General features: G+C 41.1%; 16 protein-coding genes and 4 pseudogenes. 14 read left to right on the top strand and 6 right to left on the bottom strand.

The genetic code is table 11. The features are described from left to right. From IQR33_RS12995 to IQR33_RS12985, 3 genes are all read left to right on the top strand, one after another. Positions 1 to 222: ATP-binding protein (locus IQR33_RS12995; RefSeq protein WP_193843752.1), on the top strand; the 222-nt coding region annotated here is incomplete at its 5' end. Beyond that, a complete protein-coding gene (locus IQR33_RS12990) occupies positions 219 to 647 on the top strand; it encodes a response regulator (protein WP_025590354.1) in 429 nt (142 codons plus the stop codon). The genes IQR33_RS12995 and IQR33_RS12990, both read left to right, overlap by 4 nt. A 16-nt stretch (positions 648 to 663) precedes the next feature. Then, a complete protein-coding gene (locus IQR33_RS12985; RefSeq protein ID WP_074190735.1) occupies positions 664 to 2,418 on the top strand; it encodes a GGDEF domain-containing response regulator in 1,755 nt (584 codons plus the stop codon). Positions 2,419 to 2,713: 295 nt separating this feature from the next. Here the strand turns inward: IQR33_RS12985 and IQR33_RS12980 are convergent, their stop codons facing one another. Together IQR33_RS12980 and IQR33_RS12975 are read right to left on the bottom strand one after the other, a co-directional pair. Beyond that, a complete protein-coding gene (locus tag IQR33_RS12980; RefSeq protein WP_025501041.1) occupies positions 2,714 to 3,727 on the bottom strand; it encodes a restriction endonuclease in 1,014 nt (337 codons plus the stop codon). Positions 3,728 to 3,793: 66 nt separating this feature from the next. Beyond that, a pseudogene (locus IQR33_RS12975) lies at positions 3,794 to 6,112 on the bottom strand (AAA family ATPase). 301 nt (positions 6,113 to 6,413) lie between these two features. On the opposite strand from IQR33_RS12975, the gene IQR33_RS12970 reads away from it, so the two are divergent. From IQR33_RS12970 to IQR33_RS12960, 3 genes and pseudogenes are all read left to right on the top strand, one after another. Next, positions 6,414 to 7,445 (top strand): IS110 family transposase, encoded by a 1,032-nt coding sequence (locus tag IQR33_RS12970; protein WP_053315668.1) that lies wholly within the window; start codon positions 6,414 to 6,416, stop codon positions 7,443 to 7,445. 340 nt (positions 7,446 to 7,785) lie between these two features. Then, positions 7,786 to 8,245, top strand: a pseudogene (locus tag IQR33_RS12965) (transposase); the annotation flags it as partial. 69 nt (positions 8,246 to 8,314) lie between these two features. Beyond that, a complete protein-coding gene (locus tag IQR33_RS12960; RefSeq protein WP_193838137.1) occupies positions 8,315 to 8,776 on the top strand; it encodes a hypothetical protein in 462 nt (153 codons plus the stop codon). A 232-nt stretch (positions 8,777 to 9,008) separates the two neighbouring features. Here IQR33_RS12960 and IQR33_RS12955 read toward each other — a convergent pair whose 3' ends face one another. Together IQR33_RS12955 and IQR33_RS12950 are read right to left on the bottom strand one after the other, a co-directional pair. Continuing rightward, a complete protein-coding gene (locus IQR33_RS12955) occupies positions 9,009 to 9,275 on the bottom strand; it encodes a hypothetical protein (RefSeq protein ID WP_193838138.1) in 267 nt (88 codons plus the stop codon). A gap of 557 nt (positions 9,276 to 9,832) precedes the next feature. After that, positions 9,833 to 11,362 (bottom strand): DUF4041 domain-containing protein, encoded by a 1,530-nt coding sequence (locus IQR33_RS12950; RefSeq protein ID WP_180818107.1) that lies wholly within the window; start codon positions 11,360 to 11,362, stop codon positions 9,833 to 9,835. A 409-nt stretch (positions 11,363 to 11,771) separates the two neighbouring features. Here IQR33_RS12950 and IQR33_RS12945 point away from each other — a divergent pair. Then, positions 11,772 to 12,373: pseudogene (locus IQR33_RS12945) on the top strand (DUF2913 family protein). A gap of 204 nt (positions 12,374 to 12,577) precedes the next feature. Here IQR33_RS12945 and IQR33_RS12940 read toward each other — a convergent pair. Next, a complete protein-coding gene (locus IQR33_RS12940; RefSeq protein ID WP_140184060.1) occupies positions 12,578 to 12,841 on the bottom strand; it encodes a hypothetical protein in 264 nt (87 codons plus the stop codon). Positions 12,842 to 13,044: 203 nt separating this feature from the next. After that, entirely contained in the window at positions 13,045 to 13,662 is a 618-nt protein-coding gene (locus IQR33_RS12935; RefSeq protein ID WP_140184052.1) for a nucleotidyltransferase domain-containing protein, read from the bottom strand. A 241-nt stretch (positions 13,663 to 13,903) separates the two neighbouring features. Between IQR33_RS12935 and IQR33_RS12930 the strand changes: the two genes are divergently transcribed. The 7 genes and pseudogenes from IQR33_RS12930 to IQR33_RS32975 form a co-directional block, all read left to right on the top strand. After that, complete coding sequence (locus tag IQR33_RS12930; protein WP_140184051.1) at positions 13,904 to 14,386, top strand: tetratricopeptide repeat protein; 483 nt, start codon at positions 13,904 to 13,906, stop codon at positions 14,384 to 14,386. 18 nt (positions 14,387 to 14,404) lie between these two features. Continuing rightward, positions 14,405 to 15,373, top strand: a complete 969-nt coding sequence (locus tag IQR33_RS12925) for a PhzF family phenazine biosynthesis protein (RefSeq protein ID WP_140184050.1) — start codon at positions 14,405 to 14,407, stop codon at positions 15,371 to 15,373. 562 nt (positions 15,374 to 15,935) lie between these two features. Continuing rightward, positions 15,936 to 16,762: pseudogene (locus IQR33_RS12920) on the top strand (IS5 family transposase). A 314-nt stretch (positions 16,763 to 17,076) separates the two neighbouring features. Further along, positions 17,077 to 17,496, top strand: coding sequence for a PACE efflux transporter (locus IQR33_RS12915; RefSeq protein ID WP_193838139.1), 420 nt, complete (start codon positions 17,077 to 17,079; stop codon positions 17,494 to 17,496). A 12-nt stretch (positions 17,497 to 17,508) separates the two neighbouring features. Next, positions 17,509 to 18,048, top strand: coding sequence for a carboxymuconolactone decarboxylase family protein (locus IQR33_RS12910; RefSeq protein ID WP_140184048.1), 540 nt, complete (start codon positions 17,509 to 17,511; stop codon positions 18,046 to 18,048). A gap of 16 nt (positions 18,049 to 18,064) precedes the next feature. Continuing rightward, positions 18,065 to 18,643, top strand: coding sequence for a TetR/AcrR family transcriptional regulator (locus IQR33_RS12905; protein WP_140184047.1), 579 nt, complete (start codon positions 18,065 to 18,067; stop codon positions 18,641 to 18,643). 380 nt (positions 18,644 to 19,023) lie between these two features. Further along, the coding region (locus tag IQR33_RS32975; protein WP_228013881.1) for a helix-turn-helix domain-containing protein at positions 19,024 to 19,434 on the top strand (411 nt) is incomplete at its 3' end.

The following is a 19,434-nucleotide window of genomic DNA, read 5'->3' as shown; positions in this document are numbered from 1 at the left end:
GGGATCCCAGAACAATTCAGGGAGAGAGTGTTTGAATTGTTTCATACCTTACAACCGAGAGACACTGTTGAGGGAAGTGGTTTAGGTCTTTCTATTATCAAGAAAGTTCTGGATTTATACTCATGCCATTATTCTATCGGCTCTAGCTCACTCGGAGGATGTGCTTTTCATTTTTCATGGCCCAAAAAAAATAGCCCCGTACTCGTTAAGGAAGCCTCATGACATCCCCTGAATGTAAACCTGTTAATATTCTCTTAGTGGAAGACGATGATATTGATGCAATGGGCATCGAGCGAGCACTCAACACTTTGAAGTTACTTAACCCTATTTACCGAGCTAGAGATGGAATAGAAGCCTTAGAATGCTTGCGAAATGGGGAAATACCTCCCCCTTGTATTGTGCTTCTCGATTTAAACATGCCTCGAATGAATGGACTTGAATTTCTTGGTGAAGTGAGAAGAGATGATGAGCTCTGCTCTCTAGTGATTTTTGTGCTAACCACCTCGAGAAGAGATGAAGAAATTACGGCAGCGTATGAAAAAAATATCGCAGGTTACATGGTCAAATCTTCGGTGAGCCAGGACTTTAATGAAGTTCTTGCTTTTTTAGATAACTACTGGCGCATCGTAGAATTACCAGTTCAATGACTCATGGCGGCAGCATATGAAAGTATTAATTATTGATGACGATACCATCGATAGACTTGCAATTAAGAAAACATTGCGTAGTACAGATTTGCCTATCTCGATAATAGAAGAAGCGCAAACTGCTCATGAAGGGTTAGACAAAGCCCTTAAACAATCTTTTGATGTGATTTTACTGGACTATCAACTGCCACCATCAACGGGGATGGAAGTGCTCATTGCACTCAAATCAAATTCGGATTTTTCCACGTCTATTGTCATGCTCAGCCATAGTAATGACGAAGAGTTGGCTTTGAAATGTATTGAGATGGGTGCTCAAGACTTCGTGATGAAAAATGAAATTTCTTCGATCCGCTTGAGAAGAGCGATTATCATCGCAACAGAGCGCTACTTTTTAGAGCAAAAGGTACTCGAGACTCACACTCAGCTAAAACAACTGGCTGAGACTGACACGTTAACAGGGGTATTTAATCGACACTTTTTTGATGAGCGCTTAAAGAAATTTTTACTCATGGCTTCACGCAGTCAAACACCTTTAGCGCTCTTGCTCATCGATGTGGATCGTTTTAAAGACATCAATGACCAATATGGACATGTCACGGGAGATCATGTTTTACAGGAAGTAGCACAAAGACTTCAATACAACACTCGAGATAGTGATTCTCTATTTCGTATAGGAGGTGACGAGTTTGCAGTGATTGCAACTAACTTAGCGTCTGAAGAGCAGGTTGACTTAATTGTACGACGTATACTCTCTGCGTTTGAAAGTAATTTCAACATTGACCAGCAATGTATTGAGGTTTCTATTAGTATCGGGGTAGCCAGTTATCCTGAGTGTGCATCAAACTCATTAGAGTTGAGAAAGTGTTCAGATATCGCGCTATACAGGGCAAAAGAGAAAGGTCGAAAACAGGCACAGTACTATTCTAAAGCCTTTCATGATACGGTTGATCAACGTTTACGCATTGAAAGTAACCTTAAGCAAGCCATACAAAAAGAGGAATTCGAATTACATTATCAACCTCAATTTGACAAATCAATGCGACTTGTTGGCGCCGAAGCGTTGATTCGTTGGTATCATCCAGATCTAGGCTTCGTCCCACCAGACGTATTTATTCCAATTGCAGAAGAGTCTGGGCTCATTGAGAATATTGGTGAATGGGTGATTGAAACGGCGATTAGGCAAATGTCGATATGGCGAACAGCATGCTTCTTTCCTGAGTCTTTTACGTTAGCAGTGAATCTTTCTCCGAAACAACTATCCGCTCCTCAACTGGTCGAAAGGGTTGCTGCATTTTTGCATTTGTATGGAGTCTGTGCTTCTCACATTGAGTTTGAAATTACTGAAAACTGTTTACTCCCGAAAGGCAACGCTTCGAAAACGTTAAACGAGCTCAGTCGGTTAGGTATTCAAATCGCCATTGATGACTTTGGTACTGGCTATTCATCCTTATCTCATCTCAAATACTTTCCAATCGATATTATCAAAATTGATCGCAGCTTTTTAAAGGATATCGAAGTTCACACTTCTCGGCAGTTGTTTGAAGCCATCTGTGCACTTGCACGCTCACTTAACTATGAGATTATTGCTGAGGGAATAGAAACTCCTGAGCAACACAGAGCTTGTAACTCTATGAATGTGTCAAGAGTTCAAGGATTTAAATACTCCAAACCACTTACCGTAGAGAGTTTTGAAAAGAGGTATTTACTCCAAAGTTTGGAGAGAGGGGGGAGGAAAAGTGATCCGCACCGTCAGTTTTGGACACCGAGTTAAGTGAGTTGGACCGCCACCGATCTCCTAGACAAATTTCGCCTATTCTTGGAATTTACCCCCGTAATACAACACTGGGGTTTACGAACGAACACCACTAGAAGAATGGATAAGTTTTTGTAGGGGAAAAGCCCATGAAAAGGATGTGAACGAGTGAAAGGTCTACCAAATAATGGGGCAGTTCTGCGTTACGATGATCTACCCCGTCAGCAAGCCGTTGGACAGAAACGAGTTAGATGTATAACTCCAATCCGTTTCTGTCAGATTAGAAAAAGTATGTTGAAGCTATAGTTGTATGTTATATCCTGATAACTCCTGAACCTGGAGTTCTCAGCGCTTTTATCCATTCAGAAACCTTTTCCCCATTAACTTCCTTAATTGGGTAGCTTCGAGCTGAAATAGTAGTCCTAGCCCCTGGACTAAATTCTGATGTGGTAACTAGTAAGCCCGTTGTTGCTTTCGCTTCTAAAACGTCTGCATATAAGCCTTTTATTGTTACTTTATCGATCTTCGACTTATACCGTTTGCATTGAATGATAAATTCAGGGTGTATTTGAGCAGAATCATTCCAAACACGAACATCAACACCGTCATCATTGGTACCAGGTCCAAGTTCAACTTTATATCCTGATTGACTAAAACACTCACTAATTAATTCTTCGAATTTTCGCCAGTGGATTTCACCCAATTTAGCCAAGTTATTCGACAGGTAATTGATGAAGCGTTGATCTAAGAAAGTGCCATGTGAAACTACAGGTTGATGTTTCTCGAATAAATCATTTAGATCGACTATATCTTTCCATTCTTCCCACCTCCCTGCAGTATGAGGGCTATTCTGAAAATGAGCGTCGTACATTTTCATCAATTCAATAAGGTCACTCGCTCCAGTTTTTCCGTACCTTTCCATTGCTTCAGCTAGCATTGGCATAGGATCAACAGAGCTTTGACCGTTTTTTACTGCTAGTTCTACACCCAGTCTATAATGTTTACTGTAAATATTTTGAAGATCAGTAATGTAATCTAAACCTTTTTCTTTCATTGCTCTTATGAAGAACTGTGATTGTGTAAACAATCCTTGTCTTGGGGTATCAGTAACACCAACCTTATATAAAAGTTGGTAATATAAATCCTCGTAATCTTCAGAGCGAATAGCAAGCCCATTACCTTCAGATCTCAATATATCATCAGCATATCCAGTACCTGACAGTAAATCGCACATCTGTTCAATTGAACTAGCTAAACCTGCTTTGTAACCTATTATCTCATGGAGATGATCGGCAAGGTCACCAGGAGAAAACCAAATTCTTGCCATAATTCCTCGTAATTCACTGGAGGGTATAACGTTGCATCAAGACGTGAACAACGCAATCAACCAACCTTAAGCTGTTACTACCGCTTCCATTTCATTGTAATGGTGCTCATCTATTGTCTTAACCATGTCTAGGATTGTGTTCAAAATAGCGGGTGATTCACCTAACAAGTTATCTGCATTATCTTCCAGTTCTATCTCTTGGTTATGCGAGTACTTGTTTATAAAGCGATATACTTTTTCAACATCCTCTGACTTGATATCTGAATACCCTCGCGTACCATCATCTACCAACTGCCTAAAGTTACTTCTCTTCTTAGGGAGCTTGAAGCACAAGAATGATTCGAGTAGTTTTCTCGATAAGTTTGCGCACAGGTATGCTTCATCAATATTCAAATTCGCTTTGTCTTTGAATGAATACAGCTTTGAGAATAAGTAGTGATACTCAGAGTTGTACTCCGTCAACGTACCGCCAGCACTTACAATTTTAGATTTTCGAACACCGTCACACGTACTTTCAATTGTATATGCTCTTGATTTAATTATTGGGTCTTTACCCTTGGGGAATTTATTCTTCTTGAGTACCCAATCTCTGACTAACTTGAAGTACGAGAAGTTATGTGTCATTACAAATAGCTGTTTAGCGTTCTCGCAGTGCTTTTTCAAAAATGAATACGAATGGAACAAGTGGTTTGAATCAAAGCTAGATACTGGGTCATCAACAACCACTATAGTTTCTTTGATATCGTTATCATGCTCTTTAAGTTTTGTCACAAAATACACGAATGCTATTGCTGTTTTCTCACCTTCACTCAAGTTATTAGCCAGCTTACCAGTGCCATTACGAGATATTTTGTACCCTTTCTCTTTAGCATCAAACTCTAGCTTAAGTTCTGTACGCCCCAAGAACTTAGCAAGCTCATCATTGAAAGGGTCTACCGCAATAGATTCATTTGACAGCTCAGCCTCAAGCCTTACTACCTCTGTATTGATAGCTGTAATTTCATCACTTACTTTCTTAGCTTTATCCTGCTCCGCTTTTAACGCCTTTTTCTTCATGTCATAGTCGAAATCAATAACTTTCTCCGCAGCATAATGTAGCTCAAGAGCTTGTTTGTGTGTCGCTGTCACAGCTTGGAAATTACCTGACTTGTCATTATGCTCTTTCACACAAGCATTGATACTTTCAACAGCATTGTTGTATTCATCAATAAGACTCTGAGGGACATTTACAACTACCATAGAAACATCAAAAGGGTCATTTGTTTTCTGGACGAGGCAATCTTCCCATCCCTTTACAATGTCTGAAACTTTTCTTCTAATTTCGTCGAGTGGAGCTATAGCTTTTTTATAAGCAGCTTGAAACTCTTCGAAAAAAGAATCTACAGCTGGAAGATCGATTTCTGGTAACGACTTGCAGTACTTGTCAGCTTGCGCAATTTCTTCCTTTAACAGTTTAAAGGCCTCGCTAAAGTGATTATTCAACGAAGTCAACCTAGACTCAGTTAGCGTACTTCCACAAAAGTGACACTCATTTGATTCATGCTTTTCGTGCAAACTTATACCAGTAGACACCCACGTTTGGACATCAGGGTTTTCTTTTAAAAAATCTATTACCTCATTTACAGCGGTCTTCTGCATTAATGCTTTCAGTGCATTAAAATCACTTTCAAAAAAGTCTGTTTGTATAGGTGAAATCGACAAAGAAATTTTTGGTTTTTCAACAGGAGAGGCAGATTTCGTATGATGAACAATGTCTTCCTCTGAAAGTACTGAGTCTGTGTCACTAACCCCCGTTGGGTCGGAAGTGATTAATTTCTCAAGTGACGTTTTGTTGTAGTTCAAATACTTACGGTCATCTGTTCCAATCACTTTCAAGCTTATCTTGATGCTCTTCGCCGTATCTGAGAGGAACTTATTAATTTCGGCTTCTAAATCACTGGCGGTCTTGGTGGCACTCTTCGACTCCTCTCGTTTTTGCTTCAACTCATTTTTCTTTTGGTCAAGTTGCTTACGCTCTGAGATTTTCTGTTTATCAACTAGAAGTATGCTCTTAACCGTACCGCTCCAATCAATGTTTTATTGAATAAAGTCATTATTAAACGTTCGAACGTTGAGTGGATTGGTCTCGATATTAGCTTGTGTCAAAGTATTTACATTCGTTCCGTCAGTACTGTACTCAATATCAAAAGACGGAGTTTCATACGACAAGCTATTCAAAGACTTATTCTCAATACTTCTAAACAATCTTGAAAGCGTTGACTTTCCAGAGCCGTTCCATCCATAAATAAGATTAAACCTCACAAACTCATCACACCCAACATTCGTATGGTTCTCGTAGATTCCAAACGAACGAAGGCTCTTTATCTTACTGATACCATTAATCATTCGTGTCTATCCGCATATGGTTGATTTTCCAACTATCTCAACCATAGCCAGCATATGGACAATTTCAGTGATACATATCCAAAATCCAACTAAAACAATATATTTCATTCGGTTACTAACAGTTCTGTCAGTGTAGGAAAAAGGACAAGCGATGAGTTCTGGTCTTGCCTTTCATAAGTTCAAGTATTGAAAATGACTTTCTTACAACTTAGAAAGGGATAGTGGTAACATGATGTATGGAATCTACTCCCTCCTTTGCCAATTAGACTTAGGAGAATGAGACCAAGACAAGGATTCCAATATGTTGACGAATAATGTTATCGCTATCGACTTAGCCAAAAATGTTCTTCAAGCCTGTCATATCAGTGTTCATGGTGAATTGCTTTCCAATAAGCCCTTAAGCCGACAGAAAATGAAAGAGTTTCTTGCTAAGGCAAAGCCTTCTATTGTTGCAATGGAAGGCTGCTGCGGTTGCCATTACTGGGGGCAACTTGCTGAAAAACATGGGCATCAAGTTCGCATCATTAACCCCAAAAAAGTGAAAGGGTACTTGGAAGGCCATAAAACTGATCACAATGATGCTCTTGCTATTGCTAACGCAGCAATTCAAATAGGTATCAAATACAGCCGACCAAAATCATTAGAGCAACAGTCAATGCATTCTTTAGAGAGTAGTCGCCGTTTCTTATCTCGCAGTGTAGTTTCTTTAGGACAGCATATTCGAGGAACGATGTTAGGTTATGGCGTTGCTAACCCAAGAGGTGAAAAAGGTTTAAAAGCGTCGGTTCAAACAGCTCTTGATGGAGAAACATCAATACCAGCCAATGTCGTTTCCATTCTGTCAATGTTATGGAATCAATATAAAGAACTGAAAGCACAACTCATCGCATTCGAAAAAGAGAAAAGTGCTCTAACGCGTCAGATAGAGCCATGCCAACGATTAATGGAAATTGAAGGTGTTGGAGAAACAACCGCTGCAATGCTCTACACAACTCTTGGTGATGGAAAGCAGTTCAAGAATGGTAGACAAGCTTCAGCGTTTGTTGGTCTTACCCCAAAACAACACAGTTCAGGTGGCAAGGTCTTTATGATTGGGATCGACAAGTGCGGGGGCGTGAAAGAGCTACGCTCCCTTCTCTATCTTGGTGCAATGTCCTACGTTGGGCGACTACCCGAAAAACCAAAGACCCAGAAGGATGCTTGGTTGAGGAGTATCATTGATCGTATTGGCTTCAAAAAGGCCTGCATCGCATTAGCTAACAAGGTGGTACGAACAGCGTGGGCAATGCTTCGGTATGAGACTGAATACAAACCTGTTTTACTCGCAAATTAATTACTAACAGATTCTTAGATTTTACAAAATGATGAAGCATAAAAGGTAAGACCAACCTACTGAAAACCTGACCATTCCTTCATGCTTTTAAAGCTGATAGCACGATGAGGACAGTAGGTGCGCAAAACATCAAAGGCTAGAAGGTAGCCCCTTCAATAAGAAGCCGAATATACGACCGCATCTTAACTTTAATAGCTAAATCACTTTGTAAATACGTGGATTCCATATAAGGAATGGGGCAAAGGCGTGTTTGCTATAGGCAGTTCATATCACCTCTGTCAAGTTAAACCGACAGAGGAAAAAGTGACAAACTTTCTTGTCAATGAACGAACTATCAACAAAAGGGCTCCTGTTCTTGGTTGTCATTATCGACTGGTATAACTGTAAGGTTTTGTCCTCGCGGTTATCGAACATCATGGGTACAAGTTTTATGTATCGTGGTTTTCGAAGAGGAGCTCCAATACTACGGACCACCCGATATCTTTAACTCCGATCAGGGCTGCGAGTTTACTAGCACTGAGTTCACACAGAGGTTGCTCAATCAGGGGGATATGGATCAACATGGACGGAAAAGGTCGCTGGATTGACAATCTTTTTATTGAGCGACTATTGAGAAGTCTGTAATACGAGGAGATTTACTTAAAAGCTTACAGCACACCCCGTGAAGCAGAGCTTGAAATCGGGCACTACATGGTGTTTTATAATGAGGAGCGTAAACACCAGGTACTCAATGACCTCACCCTCATTAAGTCTACTTTGACAGACAGAGATACGCTGCATGGGCTGGTTCAATCACTTAAAATATTGGCTTATGTGTCCAGCCATTGGACTTCACTTATCTAATCCGTTCATAAAAATAAGTTTCGTAGATGCGTAAAGATAGCTTATACACCTTTGATAGCTGGCCTGTAGGTACACCAGAACGCTTAATACGCGGCTATTGGGAGTTGGGCGTGATGAGGTTTCACACATTTGATAGTGAATGCGGTAAAGAACTTCAAGATACGTACAATCGCATTAACCATGGACTGGGAGCTAATGTTGTGTACATCGACCTAACTTCAATGGGAGATGGTTATCGATACAAGTCAGAAATCTTAGATGTTATTCGAAGTGATCAGCAAACATGGGTGTGGTTCGTAGGCTGTAGAGCGCTTTTGGAGAGTTCGTTGGCGGGTTGGTTACGCTCTGCTTTGACGACATACAACCTAGACCACGTTCGAGTTGCTTTTGTGCTTGATAGCCGTGAGCAATTCAACCATATCTTTCAGGATTACTCAGCTCCGTTCTATCAATCTACCATAGCTCTGAATCTCTCAAAGAACAGTTAGGCTTATTCTTAGTTACTATTAAATATTTACTCTGCTCTTTAGCTCGTTCGTATAGATCCAGCCCTAAATGATCCAATTTAAGTAACTAAAGCGTAGCTTTTACGCTCATATCATCGCTAAATCTAACTTTTGTTATTTTTCGGTCGGGTGGCAATTCAAACAAATGAGAAGTTGATACACTTTGGGGCTTTTTTGATTCTGGTGATGAACTCCGAAACACAAATATACTGGTTCACAACTCATCAATATCAACGTCAATTTCTGGGGAGTTTTCTCTTTGCTTAACTAGTTCTCGGTCTTGTTCATCTTCCTCAAATTCAATTCGGGAAGAGTCAAAAACATCACGTCGTTCAACTAGAAAGTCGACATCCGCCTTATCCGCACCTTCCGAATAAGCCCCCCAATCTTTTTCACTTGTAGTCGAGAATTCATCGGTGTGCGAAGTATGACTTGTTAATCCTTCTAAAAGGTCTTTTTCTGACAACAGTTTTTTACTCATAACTTACTTCTCGATCCAAAAATGACATAAGATAGTTTATAGCATAGTGAGCAGCTAGAAATTAGCTCTGAAACAAGGAAAGGGGCAGAAGTGCTTCATAGTGATTTTTGCAACAGGCTGTTGCAAAATTGGGGTTGGAGTTTGTCCAACAGCCTGTTGAACATTCGATGAAGCAGGCAATTTCCTAATTGTGCAGCAGCTTGTTGCACAAATAAATCTCTTATTGGTTTCATGCGCACTAAACACGTCTTGGGGCAGGTATGAGTTGTTGCAGAATCTGCAACAACTGAACTTTCTCATTATTCAAGCAACTATTGCAAATTTTGCAACAGCTCTATTGCCAAAACAATGCGTTCTGAAATCTTTAGGGGCAATATTTACTTGTTTCTCACGTGCTTTTTCCGGTTTTAAGTTCATCATGCAAGTTGCATCACGCAGGCTGCGTGATGGGTTTGTAACGCGAAATGGGGCATAATCGTGCCAGATTGACAAAGCTGTCACGAAGTGGGACATTTCAAATTACTGTATGCCCCTTTCAGTAAAATCTATAAGGCGATCTACAAGACATCAGCAAATTTGGGGAGAGCACTGGAAGACGATAACTCTTCTCCTTCTAACTTTCCTTCTCTTGCTAGGCGCTGTTTGTTCATCGCTTGTGTTTCGTAATAGTCCTGTGCAATAGCTGTTTCAATGAACTCCGCAGACTGATCGGTAAAGTCACTTACCGCATGTTTGATCTCTTCCAGCGAAACACTGAAAAACTCTTTACGGCGATTAATCATATTCAATCGGTGAGTATCAAACTTATCGTGAAGCTTCTTCTCTAGAGTTGGAGCATCATCAGTATGAATCATTGCATGTACATCAAAGGTAAACGGTACTGAAGCATCTCCAAGCTCTTTCACTCTATCCATTGGTTCTAATCGACGGGTCATGCCTATCTTGTAGACATTTTCCCCAAACGATCCAATGTTAGAAATAACATAAACATGACCTTGCTTAGTTTGCTCAGCCATTGATTGAGCACGTTGGTGCTTGCGCTCTGCTTCCTCTAAGTTTGCCTGTAACTTTGCAATCTGTTTTTCTAGTTCTGATTTCATTTCATCGCTAGCTTTTTCAAGCTCTTTTCTCGCAGCATCCAAAGCTTTGTGATAACGTTTTTCTTCCTTTATAGCTTCCGCTTCTGCTTTTTTTATCTCTGCCTCTATTCTTGCATCTTCACGCATTTGTGCTTTGATTTCCGCCTGTTCTTCTTTCTCGCGTTGTTTCTTTTCACGATATTCGTAAGTCAATTGGAGTTCTTTTAACTTTTCTTTGAGATAACGCTCTGTAATAGATATAGCATTCGGTTCATTTAGCTGATTGATTGCGGCGAACGCTTTCTTTATACGTTCTTCCATCTTTGTAACGTTTTTCCACGTACAGTTGGCAATAGCTGCTTCACATTCGTTATTGAAGGCTCTTGCGGTGAGACGAATACTCTTGTTGGTCATTTTCTTGCCTTCGCTTCGAGAGCCGTCTACAGTCCATTCGCGGTAGCAGTGTATCGCTCCACTGGAAGACTTCTCTCTCAACAAGGTTTTCTGGCACTCTTTACATTTCTTGATCTCTTCTTTGAATGTTTCAGATGCATCAAAATCGAACTTTGGCTCATAGAATCCGAGTTCGATAAGCTCAATATCTTCGCTGAATATGGCGATTTGCGTAGTTAAAGAGTCATAAGTGATTTTCTTACTTTTGTAGTCGACCTGAAGTTCACTGATCTGCTCTTCAACAGATTGACGTTTCGTAATTGCCTCGTCTCTCTTGAATTCGATTTCGCGTAAGGCTTGACGCGCTTTTTCTTCTATCTCTTTCTTGTCAATTTTCAGCTGATCCTTGATTTGCTCGCACTCAGCTTCAATATCAAATATCTGAGAGTATTTTTCTTTATACTCTTCGATTGCTGTTGCTGCCTCTGATAATTGAGTTTCTGTAACTGCCAGTTTCTGACTCAGCTTTGAAGACTTTCTTACCCAAAAAATCCCGACAACAAGCAAGATTACTATAGCTCCTATTAGCATGTAAGTTAGTGAAAATTGTTCCATTTACCGCCCCCTACCTTCTCATTAAATATGAAACTGATAAGATAACTAATATCTACTCTCGTGTAACCGAGCAAATGTCACAATAGAGATATTTGTGTGCGGAAAATGTGAGTCAATCATCCTGACTTCATGTGTCAACATGCTTCGAGGCTTTCTATTAGTATTTGTATGGAAAAGCCAGATTAGCAGGATGTGAATGAATTCCTACTCTAATTAAAAATGGGGCACTTCTGAGTTACGGAGTAGCAACTGTGAAAGCTCTGGACAATTATCATTTTCGGAAAATCGAACATTAGCAATTCACGAATAACTCTATGTATGGGAAACCACTCCCGAACTCATTATTACGGTTGATTTAAAACGCCGAGCCCCCATATTCTTAAAATCCACCCACAACGCTACCTTGGCTATGCAAATCAAACGAGACTTTGACTACTACCACAACCTTCACAACGTCATTACCCACGCCCTGCTTCATTTGCTGTGTCAGGTATCCGCATCTTCCCGTTTTGTTCCAGTAACATCACGCAATGACATACCGATAAAGTACCTTAAGCCAAAGCTCAACGATAAGTCGTTATCGAATATCAAAAAAGACATCAAACTGATGCTCAGCGTAGCAAGAAAAAAGGTGGGAACCTAGAAATGAAACTGCATCAACTTAATTCACAGTCGAAGCATACAAAACTCGTCTTTGCTGAAAAGCTTAATAACCTACTCGTACACCTTTATGACGTAGAGGGTATCGAATCAAGACTGTTTGAGGAGGGTAGTGAAGCGGAGCCTGGAATTCTTTATATGCTAGAGGAACAAGTCGAACACGGTTTTGACCAAGAACACAATCAAGTCACCCCGTTATCGATGCTTATCCAACTAGAGCGTGCACCAGAACTTATCAATTCGATTAATGCTCACGGCCTGTTTCTTGCTGAAATGAAAGAGTGGGACACCGAGATACATCAAGCCCACATCTTAGTACACCCTGCAAAAAAAGCTGGCTTCACCAGCTAGATCGAAGTTGGACACTTCCGAGTTAGAACTTCCACCCTAACTCGTCAGTTTCAGATAAAAACTTCTATGAGTTAACGCCCAATAAAAGGTGAAGTACGCAATGACTAAGCGGGTGCATGGCACTTCAATACCACAACCGCCGCATACAAAAAATGCCACGCGTGCTGAACCACTCTTGAACAATTTATTATATGAAGTTGACCATTATCGCCATGATTCGTCTGTTTTTTCACCACGCACTACCTGATAAATGGCTATGTTTTTCTCATTCAGAAGTGTCACTAAGTCTGGTACACATTGGATAGGCATAGCTAGTTCATATCCAAACTCCACGTGTATGATATTCTTCGAGCGAGAATGACCAAGAAATGATTCAATAACTGCGAGAGCATCTCCTTCCCACTCGCCAACTTCAAAGTAGAACTTATACATATCTTCGCTATAGTCTTGTGGGGTGCCACTTTTCATCTTTTGTGCTCTACTTTTTATCTTTAACGGTTCACTTTTAGACATGATTCATATCACTCTACAGCAAAGCATTCTCATCTAGGCTTAACCCTACAACGTGAAAGCTGGCTCTACGCCGTGGGAACTCTCAACCTTGACCACTTACTCGAGCTTTATTGCATAAGTTAACACCATTACTAGACGTACAACCCAAGTATTGACCATTAAACTCTGATGACTATCGCCGCTAATCTTCTTAATACATCGAGATTGTTAGGCTCATGATACATCTGAACAAATAAATCATACGTCGATTTATCTTGACTCTTCAGATAATTAAAACTCTTCTTTGAACCAAGAAACCACAAACCTCGCACTTCAAAATAAAGGCTTAATAGCTCGTATTGCAGCCATGTTCGACGATAGTTGCCGTCCAAATCTTCTGCGCTTGCTCGAAGTAACATTTTCTCTACCCATTCTCTCAAATACGCTACGTCATCTCCAGACAAAGGCTTTCTCCCCACTTCTAAACATTGCGTTACTCTTGAGAGATACTCGACACCAAGTCCGCGCTCATCGTAAAGTACAACACCATCACCGAATCTCAGGGCTTCTTCTGGCACCGAGTCTAAGTAAGCCGTCGGATACACAACCGCATCTAAAAAGACACCGTGAAACATTCTCGCATCTTTGCACTCTTGCGTATCATCACAGAAGCAAGCAACATCTATATCGCTAGACTCGTTCGCTTCATTTCGTGCATATGAGCCGTATAAGATAATGGTGTGGGGGTTATACTTGTTTTTTAGCTCTTCACAAATCCGAGCCTGCAATTCGTCCATTCCTGCTCCTTAATCCCCATAAATCATAAACTTAAAAATAATGGTCGTATTGAAGGATCATCTTCATTTCATCGTCGCTAATAAGTCAATTTACTCATTTCTATGATGAATTTGTGATGGTTTACCTGATTTGACATCGTCGATGCTCACACTCATCTTATGTGCTGTTTTTTTACAAGCTTTAAACTTTAAAACATAGTAAAAAGCGACCACTTAATGACTGGAAGGAAACGAGAAATCTATGAATGAGCATATTAAACGGGCTATCGAGTTAAGGAATAACGGTGATTTTGAGGGAAGCCGAAAATTATTGACACGCCTTCTTAGCAACGAAGATATCGCACCTCAAGCGCACCTTCATATCGCATGGTCTTATGATAATCAAGGGCTTGAGTCAGAAGCGGTTCAGCATTATAACGCCGCACTAACTGGTGACCTCGATGAGAGCGACCATTTTGAGGCTCTGTTTGGACTGGCTAGTACGTACAGAAGTCTCGGTAACTATCATGATGCCGCCGCTTTGTTTGAAAGAACACGTGCTCTTTTCCCTAATGCAACGGAGGTGATGCCATTTTATGCAATGTGTTTGTATAACCTTGGACAGCATAAAAAAGCGGTTGAGCTGTTGTTGAACCTTCTGGTTGACACAACAAGCTCAGAGGACATTTTAACGTACAAACGAGCTATCAAGCTTTACGCGCAAGACTTAGATCGAACTTGGTAATTTTAAGGAAATGAAGCTGTGACCATTGATACGACACATGCGGTTGATCATGTTATTAACGTCTACCTGGTTAACTCGTTTACCAAAGATGACTCTGGAGGGAATCCTGCTGGCGTTGTTTTAGGCCCTCCCTCCCTCAGTACAGAACAAAAAACATATATCGCACGGCGGGTTGGTTTTTCCGAAACGGCCTTTGTATACGCCAATAATGAAACTGATTTCAAAGTGGAATTTTTTACTGCTGAAGGAGAAGTGGACTTTTGTGGTCATGCTACTTTGGCTGCATTTTTCGTATTGGCTTCGCAGGGGTTCATTGAGCAAGGTGGTTACACACAACAAACAAAAGCAGGTATTCTCCATGTAGCCGTCGATGATGGCTCTATTATAATGGATCAAACCAAACCTCAGTTTCGTCGCGCTCCTAGCGTTGATAAAATCGCGGATGCTCTTGGTATTCAAAGCGAGGCTATTACGAATACGGGATTGCCCATTGAAATCATCTCGACAGGTCTACCAGATGTCTTCATTCCTTTGGCGGCTGGGCATTTAGATAGCCTAACGCCTAATTTTGCTGCGATATCTAAGCTAAGCCAAGAGTTCAATACTATCGGCTTCCACATATTTGAACTCTGTAATGAGAAGTCAACCGTTGCTCAATGCCGAAATTTTGCACCACTGTATGGCATAAATGAGGAGTCTGCTACAGGCAGTGCGAGTGGGGCTTTAGGTTGTTATCTTGCTAAGCATGGTATCACTGATAGATTAACGTTCTCTTTAGAGCAAGGACGCGCAATGGGGGCTTTATCTTTGATTCAAGTTACCATTGATTCTAAACAAGATATCATTCGTCGGGTTAGAGTCGGAGGTCAAGCCTCGTTGGAAGGAATGAAGGAGGTGCCGATAAGTTTATCTCACATTGAAGACCTACGACTATGCGAAGCTTGGCGTCGTTATTCTTCGGTGCGCCCTATGCCATCAAAGGCGTAATACATCAGTCTTGTTAGATCACACTTAATTGTTTTATCAAGCGTAGTTCTCCGCCCTGAATCAGGATGGTGAACACCCTTGATGTGAGAATTTAATAGCTCGTGTCTCATTGAGCTCATATCGAAAGCAAATCGTCGTGTCAGAAGTACACACCGCGCCCATTCATAAATAGAAATCTATTGTTCTCCTTCTCCTGCAACTCTCCCCTGTATTTGACTGTGCCTAAACGTCCTGCTGGAGAAGCGGAAAAGTGCGACCTCGCCCGCTTTTGGGCCTCCATGTCATTCGAAAACTCTTTCATAAAACTCAAGACCCCATTTTTTGAATGCACTCCATAAGTCATTCATATGCAGTGCTACGTAGCCTTCGGAACCAACGAACTCTATTTGGTTTCTCAATAAATCAACATCAGCATCACCCCACGCGTACATTACCACTCTTGCGTTTTTCTTTTCTGATAAATCTGAATTTGGAGTAAGAGTAGGCTTTGTTTCTTAAATCGATGGAACTAAATCAAGAAGCTACGATCTGATCGGCTACACCCATCAATCATCGTAGCCTCATGCCTAAACCTCGATACAAAACAACTAACTGGAATCAGTACAATAACTCCTTGATCAACAGAGGTTCACTGACGTTCTGGATTGACGAGGAAGCCATAACTGAGTGGAAACACCCAAAACAGGAAAGACGTGGCAAACCAAGACTGTTTAGTGATCTCGCTATCACGACGGCTCTCATGGTAAAGCGCATCTTTTCCTTACCTTTAAGGGCGTTACAAGGCCTTATCGACTCTGTTTTTAGATTGGCGAACGTCCCATTGGTTTGCCCTCACTATACCTGTATAAGTCGCCGAGCTAAGGATGTAGAGGTTAATTTCAAAACCTCAACACGAGGCGCTATCCAACACCTGGCCATCGATGCAACTGGTCTTAAGGTATACGGTGAGGGAGAATGGAAAGTGAAAAAGCATGGAACCGATGGCAAGCGTCGAGTCTGGCGTAAACTCCATCTTGCGATTGATACAGATACACATGAAATTATCGCCGCTGAGCTGACACTATCAGGTGTCACAGGGCGATTAGGGTTAAGAAAGCGATACCTCTAATCCCTCCGCGTGAGGGGGCAGCTTTCTGGGAAAAAGGGCATCCACGCAATCTGGCAGTTGGCTGCCAAAAGCTCTATGGCTCGAACAAAAAGTGGAAACAGAAGTATGGATACCATAAGCGTTCATTGTCGGAGACCGCTATGTATCGCGTAAAACAACTACTAGGTGCTTCACTCAAGCTTCGAAATTACAACGCACAAGTTGGTGAGACCTACGCCATGATCAAAGCACACAACAAGCTAACTGGGATAGGTATGCCCGAAACTCAGTATATTGTTTAAAATACGAACGATTTAGCTAGCGCTCGCTCTTACGCTGAATTAGGCAACAAAGCCCATAAAGTCCCTTCTCTAAAGTGAAACATTGCAGGGAAAAAGTTGTTTTAGTTCACTTGCCCGATTAAGTTACCATTGGTATAATTAATTGTAAATTACCATTAGTAACTAACTCTATGACACAGAAATCCTATTGGTTAAGTCGTGTGTACATTTGGGTTGTACGGGAGCACGACAAAACGAAAGCTTCCCGATGCACTCACTGTCCTCCTGTTTTCTCAAATTAATAAAAATTAATTTGAAATATTGAGGAGAGAACAATGCAAGGTATAAAACGACGAATTACTTATGTATTTTTTTATGAAGCTATTACTTTAGTACTAATCAGTATAGCGTTTCATGCATGGGCAGAAGAGGATTCAGGACATCCGGTACTACTTGGAATAATCACTGTAGTACTGGCTGTTATTTGGAACACGCTTTACAACACTCTGTTTGAGCTCTGGGAAAAAACATTGAGCACCCGTGGAAGAGGCTTTCGAAGACGAGTGTTACACGCTGTTGGTTTTGAGGTGGGTTTTATAACTGTCACCTTACCCATTTTTTCTGGGTGGTTGAGCATTAGCCTCTGGGATGCATTCCTGTTAGATGCCGGGCTCACTCTGTTCTTTATGTTCTTTACATTCTTGTATAACTGGTTATTCGATCTAATTTTCGGTTTACCAATTTCCGCACAGTAAAAGGGGGATGAAATGAAAAGCTTTAAACTAAGGACCATTCAAACGGCAGACGAGCTAGCAGCTCCAATTCTGACGGACTTCAAAAAAAAATACGGCATGATCCCGAACTTTTATGCCGCCCTAGGTATTGATGGTGTAAGCCTGAGGGGGTATTTAGACTTTGAACAAAGTCTTGAAGACTTTGGGAGTCTCACCGCTCGCCAACGAGAACTGATTTCACTCTGTGTTGCTTACTACAACAAGTGCCATTATTGTGTATCTGGCCATACTTTTTCTGCCAAGAAAATTGGGTTATCATCGCAGGAATGTGCTGATGCTCAGAAGGCTAAAGCAACAAACTTGGGTGATCAAGCTATTTTATCCCTGGCTCGAACGGTTCTTGAAAAGCAAGGACATTTGAGTAAAGAAGATGTTGACTCGGCGTTAGCTCATGGACTTACCGAAGGCCAGATCATTCAGATATGTGCATGGACTGCTCTAAACACGTTTAGTAATTGGGTCAATAACATCACTCAACCAAAGATTGATTTCCCCAAAGTTGATTTTGCGTAGAAAAATAAGGAAAGTCATGTTGAAGTCTCGTTTTAAAAAGGAAGAACGTTATAACCAGCTTCTGGATGTGGCTTTCGATATGGTTAAAGAGCAGGGAACGGACGCCCTGACTCTGATCAGTCTGGCAAAGAAAGCTGGTGTAACTAAGCCCATTACTTACAATCATTTTTCAAATCGCCAAATGCTGTTGTATTCGCTATTTCGGCGCTGTGATGATGAGCTGTCATCCCAAATGAATAGCCTGATTAAAATGCAATCAAATAATTTGCGCAGTGCCATCGCCGTTTACGTATCGTCTTACATCAACTGTGTCGAAACTCATGGGAAAGTTTATGATGATATTGTCTCGGCGTTAAAAGCCTATCCAGAGCACACTGGTATAGAAAGCGATATCAGGGACTATTTCTGCGGAGTGATTGAGAAAATATTATCGCCATTTATGTTATCCAACGAAAAGCCTTTGACCACGCTGATGCAAATTTCGATATTTAGCATTACTGAATCTTTGGGTGTTTATTTGCAAGAAACCACAGAGGATAGACATGTTCTTATTGATGAAACCATCGAGATTATCTTAAAGATTTGTAACCACTAATTCTGTTTTGTAATCCCCTAAAACTACTCGAACAAACACGCATAGCTATCAAAGATAGCTCGAGAGACGGCACATACGATACAAGGGAGTGGAAAGCGATGCATCTGATCCCTCCCGTGTGTAGGGAGAAAGAGCATCCTCGCAATCTAGTGGGTGTCCTCCAGAAACTCTATGGTTCGAACTAAAAGTAGAAATAGAAAAATTGTAGCTGCTTGAGACAAGCCCACTTTAAATTCACATTTCACAAAACTCTGTTGGACTAGGGACTTTTACTTCATCATCTATTGCTTGGATTCAAGTACGAAGTGCGACACCCCTGAAATTTAAAACAGTGAGATGTGCTATTCATAAGTTTTACTCCCGCCAAGAAGTGAAAAACCATGAATTACACACACCTCACTGAGAATGAAAGGTATATGATGTCCGCACTTAGAAAGCAAGGCATTAGTGTCGTCAACATCGCTAAAGAGCTAGGGCGTCACAAGAGCACTATCTACCGAGAATTTAAACGTAACTCTCGATACAACGCCTATCGCCCCAACCCTTCCTATCAGCCAGCTAGAGCGCAACAAAGAGCTAGAAACAGGTTGAGCCGATCACGGCGTAACAAGCGGTATACCAAGCACGATTTCAAAATTATTGACGCGCTTATAATGCTCGATTGGAGTCCTGACCAAATCGTTGGGTATTGCCGTTTACATGGCTATCCAGTGATGAGCCATGAGCTTATTTACCAGCACATTTGGACCGATAAAGCCAACGGAGGCATGCTCTGGAAACATTTACGTCAG

Origin of the sequence: Vibrio sp. OPT46 (genome assembly GCF_015163535.1) — a bacterium.
Taxonomy (GTDB): Bacteria; Pseudomonadota; Gammaproteobacteria; order Enterobacterales; family Vibrionaceae; genus Vibrio; species Vibrio alginolyticus.
Note: the sequence above shows the minus strand (reverse complement) of the source record. Positions and strands in the feature narration are given on the sequence as shown.